Origin of the sequence: Jannaschia seosinensis (assembly GCF_001408515.1) — a bacterium.
Taxonomy (GTDB): Bacteria; Pseudomonadota; Alphaproteobacteria; order Rhodobacterales; family Rhodobacteraceae; genus Jannaschia; species Jannaschia seosinensis.
This window is the reverse complement of the sequence record NZ_CYPR01000231.1, coordinates 13,306-25,080: the sequence shown is the minus strand read 5'-3', so window position 1 is coordinate 25,080 and position 11,775 is coordinate 13,306. Positions and strand designations below refer to the sequence as shown.

Annotated in this window: 11 protein-coding genes; 7 read left to right on the top strand and 4 right to left on the bottom strand. The window is 65.6% G+C overall.

Annotated elements, in window-relative coordinates; all coding sequences use genetic code 11:
• The first annotated feature begins 2 nt into the window (after positions 1-2).
• The 6 genes from JSE7799_RS17745 to JSE7799_RS17720 all read left to right on the top strand — a co-directional run bounded on the left by JSE7799_RS17745 (position 3) and on the right by JSE7799_RS17720 (position 6,445).
• Complete coding sequence (locus JSE7799_RS17745) at positions 3-1,115, top strand: enolase C-terminal domain-like protein (protein WP_055664801.1); 1,113 nt, start codon at positions 3-5, stop codon at positions 1,113-1,115.
• The gene (locus tag JSE7799_RS17740) at positions 1,112-2,047 is read left to right on the top strand and encodes a hypothetical protein (protein ID WP_144431788.1); all 936 of its coding nucleotides are present in this window, start codon (positions 1,112-1,114) and stop codon (positions 2,045-2,047) included. The genes JSE7799_RS17745 and JSE7799_RS17740 overlap by 4 nt, the downstream gene beginning before the upstream one ends.
• Entirely contained in the window at positions 2,044-2,664 is a 621-nt protein-coding gene (locus tag JSE7799_RS17735) for a gluconate 2-dehydrogenase subunit 3 family protein (RefSeq protein WP_055664799.1), read from the top strand. The genes JSE7799_RS17740 and JSE7799_RS17735 overlap by 4 nt, the downstream gene beginning before the upstream one ends.
• Positions 2,661-4,298: a GMC family oxidoreductase gene (locus tag JSE7799_RS17730; RefSeq protein ID WP_055664798.1), complete on the top strand. Its 1,638-nt coding sequence runs from the start codon at positions 2,661-2,663 to the stop codon at positions 4,296-4,298. The genes JSE7799_RS17735 and JSE7799_RS17730 overlap by 4 nt, the downstream gene beginning before the upstream one ends.
• Before the next feature lie 220 nt (positions 4,299-4,518).
• Positions 4,519-5,106, top strand: a complete 588-nt coding sequence (locus JSE7799_RS17725; RefSeq protein WP_055664797.1) for a nucleotidyltransferase family protein — start codon at positions 4,519-4,521, stop codon at positions 5,104-5,106.
• Positions 5,107-5,125: 19 nt separating this feature from the next.
• Complete coding sequence (locus JSE7799_RS17720) at positions 5,126-6,445, top strand: sensor domain-containing phosphodiesterase (protein WP_222101810.1); 1,320 nt, start codon at positions 5,126-5,128, stop codon at positions 6,443-6,445.
• A gap of 123 nt (positions 6,446-6,568) precedes the next feature.
• Here JSE7799_RS17720 and lipA read toward each other — a convergent pair whose 3' ends face one another.
• Entirely contained in the window at positions 6,569-7,525 is a 957-nt protein-coding gene (gene lipA / locus JSE7799_RS17715) for a lipoyl synthase (RefSeq protein ID WP_055664795.1), read from the bottom strand.
• A 285-nt stretch (positions 7,526-7,810) separates the two neighbouring features.
• Positions 7,811-8,785, bottom strand: a complete 975-nt coding sequence (gene speB / locus JSE7799_RS17710; protein WP_055664794.1) for an agmatinase — start codon at positions 8,783-8,785, stop codon at positions 7,811-7,813.
• 95 nt (positions 8,786-8,880) lie between these two features.
• Here speB and JSE7799_RS17705 point away from each other — a divergent pair, with 95 nt between their 5' ends.
• Complete coding sequence (locus JSE7799_RS17705) at positions 8,881-9,366, top strand: flavin reductase family protein (protein WP_055664838.1); 486 nt, start codon at positions 8,881-8,883, stop codon at positions 9,364-9,366.
• On the opposite strand, the gene JSE7799_RS17700 is transcribed toward JSE7799_RS17705, so the two are convergent.
• Together JSE7799_RS17700 and cimA are read right to left on the bottom strand one after the other, a co-directional pair.
• Positions 9,363-10,118 (bottom strand): squalene/phytoene synthase family protein, encoded by a 756-nt coding sequence (locus JSE7799_RS17700; RefSeq protein WP_055664793.1) that lies wholly within the window; start codon positions 10,116-10,118, stop codon positions 9,363-9,365. The two genes, JSE7799_RS17705 and JSE7799_RS17700, sit on opposite strands and share 4 nt — an antisense overlap.
• On the bottom strand, positions 10,115-11,710 hold the full coding sequence (cimA, locus tag JSE7799_RS17695) for a citramalate synthase (RefSeq protein ID WP_055664792.1): 1,596 nt from the start codon (positions 11,708-11,710) through the stop codon (positions 10,115-10,117). Before cimA ends, JSE7799_RS17700 begins: the two co-directional genes overlap by 4 nt.
• Positions 11,711-11,775: the final 65 nt, after the last annotated feature.

Here is an 11,775-nt window from a genome sequence, read left to right as displayed (position 1 = left end):
CCGTGGCCGAGCGGATCCCCATCGAAGCGATCGACGCCGAGGCGTTCCGCGTGCCGACCGAGGCGCCTCAATCGGACGGTACGCTCGAATGGGATGCGACCACGATGGTGCTTGTGACCATCCGGGCCGGTGGCTTATCCGGTATCGGCTACAGCTACACCGGCACGGCGGCGGCGTTAATCGTCGCCGACGTTCTGGCGGGCGTGTTGCGGGGCATGGACGTGCTGTCCACCCGCGCCTGCTGGGATGCGATGGCGCGGGCGACACGCAATCTCGGGCGCACCGGGATCGCCTCCTCGGCAATGGCCGCCTGCGACGTGGCGCTGCACGACCTGAAGGCGAAGTTGCTGGATCTGCCGGTCGTCACGCTGCTGGGCGGGCGGCGCGACGCGGTTCCCGTCTATGGCAGCGGTGGCTTCACCTCTCAATCCGACGACGAACTGGCCGCGCAACTCGGTGGCTGGGCGCACCGAGGACTGCTCGCCGTCAAGATGAAGGTCGGTCGGGAGCCGGGCCGCGATGTCGACCGCGTCCGGGTGGCGCGCGAAGCGGTGGGACCGGACGTCGCGCTCTATGTCGACGCGAACGGCGCCTATGGCCGCAAGCAGGCGCTGACATTCGCCGAGGCCGCCGCGGCGCATGACGTCACCTGGTTCGAAGAGCCGGTGTCGCAGAAGGACCCGGACGGGCTGCGCCTGATCCGCGACCGCGCGCCCGCCGGCATGGAGGTCGCGTCGGGCGAATATGCCTGGACCCTCTCTGACTTTCGCCGGTTAATTGCGGCGGACGCCGTGGACGTGTTGCAGGCGGATGCGACCCGCTGCGGCGGCTTCACGGAGTTTCTGATGGCGGATGGACTGGCGGCCGCACATGAATTGCCGTTGTCGAGCCATACTGCGCCGGCCTTGCACCTGCATGTCTGCTGCGCAGCGATGCAAATTCGTAACGTGGAGTGGTTCGCCGATCACGTGCGCCTCGAGAAGATGTTCTTCGACGGCGCGCCCGAACCTCGTGCGGGCCTCGTCGCGCCCGACCTGTCGCGCCCGGGTCTGGGGCTGGACCTGAGGCGTGCGGATGCCGAGCGCTGGCGGATCTGGCCGGAGGGGCCGGCATGACATCATTCGCTCCTCCGCGCGAGCGTTCGCCCTTGGCAGGCGCCGCGACGGCGTTGGCATTGGCCGGTCTGGTCGGTGCGGGCCTATGGGCCGCGCGCCGGCCACAGCCTCGCCCACAGCCGGGCTCCGCCCTCCCGGTCGAGACGGCGCGACAGCCCGCCGCCCGGCGGGCGCGACAAGGTGGAATGCTGCTGGCGGCGAGCGCGGCGATCGACGGCGCAACCGAACATTATCGTGGAGGGTTCCACCGGTGGGAGATGTATCTCGGGCCCGCCGCCTCGATTGGGGCACTGGCTGCATCGGCAATGCAAGCGGCCATGCCCCGGCCTCTGCGCGAAGGCTTATTATTGACGGCGGCGGGCGTGGGTCTCGCAGGCCATGCCTTTCATGCCCGTAACATCCTGGACCGGCCCGGGGGCGTGTGCTGGTCGAACCTGTTCTACGCCGCGCCTATCGGCGCCCCCGGCTCGGTGGCTCTGGCGGGGCTGGCGGGGCTGGCCGCGACCATGCTTGAGCGGCGAGAGCCGGAGATGCCGCACCGTCGGGGGCGCTGGATCGCGATTGGCACAGTTGCCGGGCTCCTTGGCACGACGGCCGAGGTGGCGCTGCTGCACTTCCGGGGCGCGTATCACAATCCGGCCATGTACATTCCCGTGACCCTTCCCCCGATCGCGGCGCTGACGCTGGGTGCCGCCGCCGCCCGTCCCTCGCCGACACGCCTGCGTTTGGCACACCGCATGCTGGGTGCGACGGCAATGATGGGGCTAGTCGGCACGGCCTTCCACGCATGGGGCGTGCACCGGAACATGGGTGGCTGGCGTAATTGGCAGCAGAACCTTCTGGTCGCGCCGCCCCTGCCCGCCCCGCCGGGCTTTACCGGGGTTGCGCTGGTGGGCTTGGCCGCAATCGACCTCTTGGAGGCATCCGAATGACATCTCCACCGCGCCGCTATCCCGACTACGACGTGTTGGACAAGCGAGACAGCCCGTCCTGGGACGACATCACCCGCCATGTGGTCGCCGGGAGGCTGAACCCGCCCGAGCGGCAGTTTTTCGACGACGCTCTGTGGGACGTGCTGATTGCCCTGTGCGACACGATCATGCCGCAGCCGGATCGGGACCGACCCATCGCCATCTGGATCGATGCGGCGCTGGCGCAGAACCGCACGACCGGAACCCGGTACGATAACCTTCCGCCTATGCGCGAGGCATGGAAACGCGGTCTCGCGGCGCTGGAAGCCGAGGCGCGGCTGTGCCATGGGCGCCCCTTTCACGACTTGGCGCAGGATGCGCGCGAGGCCCTGCTGAAGGCGATAGATCGCGAGGAAGTCGCCGCTCCAGAATGGAATGACCTGCCGCCCCGACGCATGTTCCGCGAAGTGCTGGCGAACGAGATCGTGCGCGTCTATTACAGCCATCCCGATGCGTGGTCCGAAATCGGCTTCGGCGGCCCCGCAAGTCCCCGCGGCTATGTCCGCCTGGGTCCAAATCGGCGTGACCCTTGGGAGGCGGAGGAGAGCGCCGCCACGCGCAGGTCGGCAGAGCCATGATTTCTCAAGGTTCCGAAATCCGTGCCAAGGACGGCCGCGCGCCGGATGTATTTTCGCGCGATGGCTGGGTGGCGATGCGGCAATACCGCGAAGCCGAGGAGGTGGATGTCGCCGTCATCGGCACCGGCGCGGGCGGCGGCGTCGTCGCCGCCAAGCTTGCCGAAGCGGGCCTGTCGGTCGTGGCCTTCGATGCCGGCGCGTTCTACCGGCCCCTAGCTGATTTCGCCTCGGACGAGCGTGAACAGGACAAGCTCTACTGGACCGACGATCGGATCAGCGGCGGCGACGACGCCATCGAGATGGGCTCGAACAATTCCGGCCGAGCCATCGGCGGGTCGACCGTGCATTTTCAGATGGTGGCGCTGCGCTTTCGGCCGGAATGGTTCCAGGCGCGATCGCGGCTGGGCTATGGGCGCGACTGGCCGGTGGACTGGCGCGAGATGTGGCGGTGCTACGACGAAGTCGAGGATGCGCTGAAGATCGCGGGGCCGGTGACCTATCCCTGGGGGCCGAAACGCGGGCGCTACCCTTACCGGCAGCATGAGTTGAACGCCTCGGCACAGGTTTTGGCACGCGGCGCGGAGGCCATGGGCGTCGATTGGTCTCCCTGCCCCATCTCCACCGTCTCGGCCCCTCGGGGCAAGTCGCCGCCCTGTGTATATCGCGGCTTTTGCAAGATCGGCTGCTCGACCAATGCCAAGCAGAGCATTCTGAACACCTATATCCCCCGCGCGCTGGCCGCCGGGGCCGAGGTCCGGGACCTCGCCATGGTCGGGCGCATCGAGACGGGATCCGATGGCCGGGCGACGGGCGTGCATTACCACCGCGACGGCGAGTGGCGCTTTCAAAAGGCGCGCCGTGTCGTCGTCGCGGGCTACTCGATCGAGACGCCGCGGCTGCTGCTGAACTCGTCCTCACCATCGCATCCGCAGGGTCTGGCCAATGCCGAGGGTCTGGTCGGGACGGAATTGATGGTCCATTCGAACCATGCGGTCTGGGGCGTAATGGAGGACGAGATCCGCTGGTACAAGGGGCCGCCTTCGATGGCCGTCTGCGAGCACTGGAACTACGACGACGACAAGGATTTTCACGGCGGGTATGCCTTCATGAGCCAAGGCCCCCTACCGACGGACTTCGCCACCTCGATGGTCAAGAATCTTGGCGTCTTCGGGATGGAGTTGCGGCGGCGCATGGCTCTTTACAACCACATGGCGGGCCTGAAGATCGTAGGCGAGGTCATGCCGACTCCTGCCAACCGGGTCGAGTTGTCGGAGGAGACGGATGCTCTGGGCCTGCCCTTGCCGCGCATCACTTTCCGCTTCGGCGAGAACGACCGCAAGCTCTCGGACCACGCGCTCCGCTTCATGCGAACCATGCACGAAGCGGCAGGCGCGCGCGATATCTTCGAGACAGCCGGTTCGGCGCATCTCATGGGGGGCTGCCGCATGGGATTTTCGGCCGCAGACGGCGTGGTGGATGGCGCGGGACGTGCGTTTTCCTGCCCGAATTTATGGATCGCGGACGGCTCGGTCATGCCGACTGGCGGTGGAGTCAATCCGTCGATCACGATCATGGCGAATGCGACGCGCATTGCCGGCCATATGATCGGTGCGATTGCGCGAGGCGAGGGTTAGGGGCTGCTTCTACACGCGCGTGATCGCTATCGATCCTTGCTTGAAGCAGTGCGTTCGCCTCCTGCGCAGGCGTCGGCGATAACGCTGGGTATACTCATTAACCGACTATCGTCTTTTTGTGCAGGTTGAGTGCAGACCGATAGGCCACACTGCATCTGGTGAAATCCCTCGGCCAATGCGATTTGGACCGTACCGAGACGACGCCAAGGACAACAACACTATGCGTGACCTTCCCGCCATCCTCATACTTGCCGCCGGAGATTCGCGGCGGATGCGCGGGGGAGACAAGCTGCTTGAACCTGTGGATGGGACGCCGCTGATCCTGCGGGCCGTGCGGGCGGCCACCGCCGCTTCGCCCGAAGTGATCGTCGCCCTACCCCCGAACTCACCGCGCCGTTGCTGGCTCGGGGATGTCTCGGCGCGGATCGTCGAGGTACCGGAACGCGCAATGTCCGCCTCCATCCGCCGCGGTGTTGAAAACTGTCGCGCCAATGCGCTGATGATCCACCTTGCCGACATGCCCGAGATCGAAGCCGCGGATCTCGAGGCTCTGGCGCAGGCATGGACCGAAACGGATACGCCGATCCTGCAGGCGACGACGGAAGACGGAAAGCGCGGTCAGCCGGTGATCTTCGCCCGGTCGTTGTTCGAGGACCTTTTTGAGTTGGAGGGTGACATGGGCGCACGGCCCCTGATCGCCAGGCATCCTGTTGCCCATCATGTTTTACCGGGACAGCGTGCGACGACGGATCTCGACACGCCCGAAGACTGGGCGGAGTGGCGAAGGCGAACCGGACGCCTTTCCTGACCTTTCGCTTTTGCCTCGAATGCTGCGGATCGCAGGAACGCGTTTTTACCCCGTGTTAACGCCATTGCGGCCGTATGGAGAGGCAACGCCGCATCGCGAGGACTTGATGAAGCAGGAGAGGATCGACATCCCATCCGCGGTGGCCTTGACCGATCCGAACCGGGAGAGTGAGGACGAGATCATCGACCGCGCGCTCGATGCCGTTCGGAGCCATCTCGACATGCCGATCGCCTATCTCTGCGAGATCGTGGACGACCGGACGATCTTCCGCCATGTCTCCGCGCCCGGGCTGGAGCATCTTATCCATCGCGGCAATTCCTATGCACTGGACGAAGTGTATTGCGGACACATCCTTGCGGGGAACCTGCCCAATCTGATCCCCGACACCGGTGCCCTGCCGCTGGCCCGCGAAATGCCGATCACCGCGGCCGTGCCGATCGGCAGTCACGCAAGCCTGCCGATCCATCGCGCCGACGGTTCCATCTACGGGACTTTGTGCTGCCTGTCGCCCGCCCCGAATCCCGGCTTGAATCCGCGCGACCTGAACACGATGCGTCTGTTTGCCGAACTTGCCGCAGAGCAGGTCCGCACGCGCCTAGCCCGGCGTCAGACGCACGAGGAGATTGCAAACAGGATCAAAGCCGTGATCGCAGCCCGCGAGTGGAAGATGGCTTTCCAGCCGATCTATACGCTGTCCGATGGAAAGCTCAGCAGCTTTGAGGCACTCAGCCGCTTTCGCTCCGATCCCTACCGCACACCGGACTTGTGGTTCTCCGATGCCGCGCAAGTCGGGCGCAAACCGGATTTGGAAGTCGCAGTGATCGAGACTGCTCTCAGAGCCTTGGATGAACTCGACCAAGGCGTGCGTCTTTCGGTAAATGCGGCGCCCGACACCGTATCGACGGGCGGACTGGCTCCGATCTTTGCCCGCTTCGGAGCCGAGCGGATCACACTCGAGGTCACGGAGCACGAGAGATGCAACGACTTCGATCGGTTCGCCGCGGCAGTTAGTACAATCCGGCGGCAGGGAACATTGGTGGCAATCGACGATGTCGGCGCGGGTTATTCCGGCCTGCATCAGATCCTGCGCCTGAACCCCGACATCCTGAAACTCGACATGTCCCTCGTTCGCGACATCCACATCGATCCTGCGCGGCGCTCACTTGTATCGGCGATGGTGCATTTCGCCTCGGAAACCGGTGCTCAGTTAACGGCCGAAGGGATTGAGTGTGAGGAAGAGCGGGATGTTTTGCGAGATCTCGGCGTGAGGTACGGGCAAGGCTACTTTCTCGGCAGGCCGGGTGAAGTCAGCGATGCTGCCGACACCGATCCTGGCTGACAACGAACGTTAGCCGACAGGACCAACCACATTGGTTTTCAATTCCACAAAGAAAGAGGAAGGACGAGCGATGCCGTCCTCCCGGATTTGCATGTGCGATCCTTTAGAAGGACGGTGCCGCCTTCAGGCTCGATCGAGCTTCCGCAGCCGAGCCTCGCGCAGCCGGGCAAAATCGTCTCCCGCATGGTACGACGAGCGTGTCAGCGGCGTCGCCGAGACCATCAGGAAGCCCTTGCCCCAAGCCGCCTTCTCGTAGCCGGAAAACTCTTCCGGCGTCACGAAACGATTGACGGCGTGATGCTTGGGAGTCGGCTGCAGATACTGGCCGACGGTCAGGAAATCGATATTCGCCGCGCGCATATCGTCCATCACCTGAAGCACAGCCTGACGATCCTCGCCCAGGCCCACCATGATGCCGGACTTGGTGAACATGCTCGGATCGAGTTCCTTCACCCGTTGCAGCAGCCGCAGGGAGTGGAAGTAGCGTGCGCCCGGCCGGACCTCGGGGTAAAGCCCCGGAACCGTTTCCAAATTGTGGTTGAAGACGTCCGGTTTCGCCGCGACCACAACCTCCAAGGCCTCGGGACCGCAGCGAATGAAGTCAGGCGTGAGGATTTCAATCGTCGTGCCAGGCGACCGTTTGCGGATTGCCCGGATCGTCTGGGCAAAATGCTCCGCTCCGCCATCCTCGACGTCGTCACGGTCGACGGAGGTGACGACGACGTGGTTCAGGCCCAGCTTTGCCACGGCATCCGCGACGCGCCCCGGCTCGAACACGTCGAGCGCCTCGGGCGGGCGCCCCGTCGCGATGTTGCAGAAGGTGCAGGCGCGGGTACAGACCTCGCCCATGATCATCATCGTGGCGTGCCCTTGAGACCAGCATTCGCCCACATTCGGGCAACCCGCCTCCTCGCAGACGGTGACCAGACGGTTCTCCCGCATGATCTTGGCCGTTTCCTTGTACCCCTCGCCCGACGGCGCCTTCACGCGGATCCAAGACGGCTTCTTGGGCTGCGCGTTATCGGCTCTGCGCGCTTTCTCGGGGTGACGCTCGGCGGGGATCTTCAGGTCGCGGGGCATGGCGCTCTCCGGTATTCAGTCGTCTTCAGTTAGGCCATCCGCGGCCACAGTGCCAGAGGCCTGCGCCTTTACCACGCACCTTCCGGGTGCGCCGTTCAAGATGCGGTGCGGTCAGTAACGGGGCTGAGCCTCCAGTACGACCCTCAGGTCAGGGTAAATTGTCTTCCCGTAGAGAACTTTCGCTGGCCCCCTACCACACATTCGCGACAGATTCGTGGGGATTAGCCTACCGATCTCTACGGCGTCCTAGCTCATAATCCGGATCGTATTAGCCGGTCCCGCGGATTACCTCCGGTCCGACTGCCGCCGATTCCAACTCCACAGGCAGATCAACTCCATCACCACATGCGCGCCCGCCACCGCCGTGACACCCGTCGTGTCATAGGGCGGCGAGACCTCGACCACATCCCCGCCGACGAGATTGATACCCGCCAGATCGCGGAGGATGGCTGCGGCCTGCCCGCTCGAAAGTCCGCCCCATACCGGGGTGCCCGTTCCAGGCGCGAAAGCAGGATCGAGGCAATCGATATCGAAGGTGAGGTAGCAGGGCCGGTCCCCCACGATCGCCTTGATCCGGGCTGCCACCTCACCGGGCGCGGCTTCGTGCACGGCACGCGCATCAATGGTCGTGACCCCCAACGTGTCAGGATTGACCGTGCGGATACCGACCTGAACGCTGGATGCCGGATCGATCACGCCCGTCTTCGCGGCCTTGTAGAACATCGTTCCGTGGTCGATCCGGCTTAGGTCGTCGTCGGGCCATGTGTCGGAATGGGCGTCGAACTGGATCAGCGCGAGGGGACCATGCACCTCCGCGTGAGCCTGCAGGATCGGGAAGCTGACGTAATGATCCCCGCCCATGGCGATGCAGCCGGCCCCCTGCGCAAGGATACCCGCGACATGATCCCGCAGGGCGCCCGGAAACTCCGCAACTTTTGCGTAGTCGAATCCGACGTCGCCGTAATCGGCGACGGCGAACTCCTCGAGCGGCGAGAAGTCCCAGCCATAGGGCGGATCGAAGGGTTGCAGCGCGCTCGCCTCACGGATCGCACGGGGGCCGAAGCGTGCGCCGGGACGGTGCGTCACGGCCTGATCGAAGGGCACGCCCGTGACGGCAAGGTCGTAGCCCGCGAGGTTCTTGGTATAGCGGCGACGGAAGATCGACGTCGCGCCGCCGAACGCGTTCTCGAAATTGAGACCGCGCGGATTGTCGCGGGTGAAGGCGCCGTCCACCTGGTCGCGCGCATCCTGCAAAGCCATGGCTGCTCCTCCTGTCTGGTCGCGCGGAGATCATCACGGACGCCCGGCAAGGGAAAGCCTCTCGACTCCCCGGCGTCATCGTCTAGGTGAAGGTCATGAGCCTCCGCGACGAATTCATTCATGCCATGTCCCGCGCCGCCGCAACCGTCAGCGTCGTGACGACCGACGGCCCCGCGGGCCGGGCGGGGATCACCGTTTCGGCCATGACCAGCGTGTCGGCCGATGGCGATGCACCGACGATTCTGGTTTGCATCAACAAGGGCGCTTCTGCGGCGGAGCCGATCCTGCGCAACGGGCGCTTTGCGGTGAACGTGCTGTGCGAGGATCAGCAGAACGAGGCCGACATCTTCGCGGGCCGCACGGATGTTGAAGACCGCTTTGCCGACGTCCCTTGGGACGTTCTGGAAACAGGCGCTCCGGTCCTGCGCGGGCTGGCGGGCTTCGACTGCGACCTCGCATCGGCCGACCTCGTGGGTACGCACCATGTCATCATCGGTGCGGTGCGCGCCGTACGCGTGCGCGAGGAAGGCGCACCGCTGATCTACGGGATGCGCTCCTACCTCAAGACGGAACGCGCCTAGACCCGCCCCATCAGCGTCTTCCACGTCAGTCGCAGACGACTGCGTACAGGGTTCGTCTCGGGCGGCTCGGGATCCGCTTCGAATGCGCGCAGACGCATCTCCGTGTCCGAGAGAACCAAGAAGACCGGGCGGGCGGATCGTGGAATGCGCGCCTGCCGGAAGCGGGCGAGCGCGGTACGCCCCTCGGCGGCCAGCTCGCGCGTCCGCTCCGCCGAATCGCCAGGCGGCAGGGTCGTGCGCCCCCGCCCGGTCAGATCCGGCGCCGCCGTCAACCAGGCCGCGAGACCATGGGCCAGTCCCGCATCGCGTGCCGCGGATTCGTCCTCCATTCCCGCAAGCCGCGCGGCCGTCCACAGCAGCGTCCCCAAGGTGCCATCGATGTAGCGCGTGAGGTCGGAAAGCTGCCCGATCGTCAGCCCCTCCACATCCGCCTGCCGCGCCGCGACGAGCGTTTCGAGATCTCGCGCGCCCCGCATGTCCAGCACCTCGGCCAGCGGCGTGACCACCTCGTGCCGACGCGGCGTCTTGCCGGCCGCGATCTCCTCCAGAGCGTCCGACCACCATTGCAGCCGCATCTGCGCGATCAAAGGCTCCTTCGTGACCCACGGCGCGCGCGCGACCTCCAGGTTGAACGCATAGAGCGGCAAAAGCATCCGGCGCAGCGGCACGGGCGCCGCCATGACGGCGCGAAACCGCTCCGGGTCGCCCCGATGGAGCAATGCGGCGCAGGCGGAGAGATCGGCGTCACTCAATGCAGAAGCTTCCAGCGGACCGCGTCGATCAAGGCCTCGAAGCTGGCATCGACGATGTTCGGCGACACGCCCACTGTGGTCCAGTGTTGCCCGGCATCGTCTTCGTGGTCGATCAGGACGCGCGTGACCGCCTCCGTCCCGCCCTGAGTGATCCGGACGCGGAAGTCGGTCAGACGCATGTCGGCGATCCTGTCCTGCAGGGAGCCGAGATCCTTGGCCAGCGCCTTCGACAACGCATTGACCGGCCCGCGATCGGCCCCGACCTCGTCGAGACTTTCGGAGACGGAGAGCCGTTTTTCTCCGTCGACCTGCACGACAACGACGGCCTCCGACAGGGTGACGGCGGCGCCGCGCGCATCGCGCCGCCGCTCCACGCTGACGCGGTAACGCTCGACCTCGAACATGTCGGGCAGCAGGCCCAACTCCGAGCGGGCGATTAGTTCGAACGAGGCCGGCGCCACGTCGTAGGAGTAGCCCTCATCCTCGCGGGACTTCACGCGGGAGAGGATGCGGCGAAGCTGATCGTCCGTGCCCTTGAGCCCCGCATCGGCGAGACGGGTCCGCAGGTTCGACAGGCCCGCCTGATTGGACATGGGCACGAGGCGGGTGTTGCCGACAGTCTCTGGCGGGATGTGCTCGTAGGTTGTCGGATCCTTGGCGATGGCGCTGGCATGAAGCCCGGCCTTGTGGGTAAAGGCGGATGCGCCGACATAAGCCGCCTCGCGCCGGGGCACGCGGTTGAGGATGTCGTCGAGCCTGCGCGACACCTGCAGAAGCGAAGGGAGCCGGTCGCGGTCGATCCCCGTCAGGTATTGCGACGCATAGGGCTCCTTGAGCAGCAGCGTCGGGATCAGCGTCGTCAGGTTGGCATTTCCGCACCGTTCGCCCAACCCGTTGAGTGTACCCTGAACCTGCCGTGCGCCCGCGTCGATCGCGGCGAGGGATCCGGCGACGGCCTGCTCGGTGTCGTTGTGGGTGTGAATCCCGAGCCTTTCGCCGGGAATGCCGGCCGCGATCACGGCGCGGATGATCGCACCGATGCGCGTGGGCATCGTGCCGCCATTCGTGTCGCACAGAACGATCCAGCGCGCCCCGGCCTCGAGCGCGGCCATGACGCAAGCGGTGGCATAGGCGGGAGCGGCCTCGTAGCCGTCGAAGAAGTGTTCCGCGTCGAACAACGCCTCACGCCCCTGTGCCACAATGTAGGCGATGGATTTCGAGATGTTCTCGAGGTTCTCGTCGAGGGTCACTCCGAGCGCCGTCTCGACATGGAACGGATGCGTCTTGCCAACGATGCAGACCGCGCCCGTGCCCGCATTCATGACGGCCGCGAGAGTGTCGTCGTTTTCGGCCGACCGGCCCGTGCGCTTGGTCATCCCGAACGCGGTGAGCCGTGCGGAGGTCGCGGGCGGGGCGTCGAAAAACTCGCTGTCGGTCGGGTTCGCGCCGGGCCACCCACCCTCGATGTAGTCCAGGCCCAGCGTGTCGAGCAGGATCGCGATCTCGCGCTTTTCCGCGGCGGAGAACTGGACACCCTGCGTCTGCTGCCCATCGCGGAGCGTTGTGTCGTAGAGGGTGAGGCGGTCAGTCATGCGGCACCGTTACCATGGAGAACCGACGTGGATTTGCCGCAGCCGTAGGAAGTGATGCTTTTTCG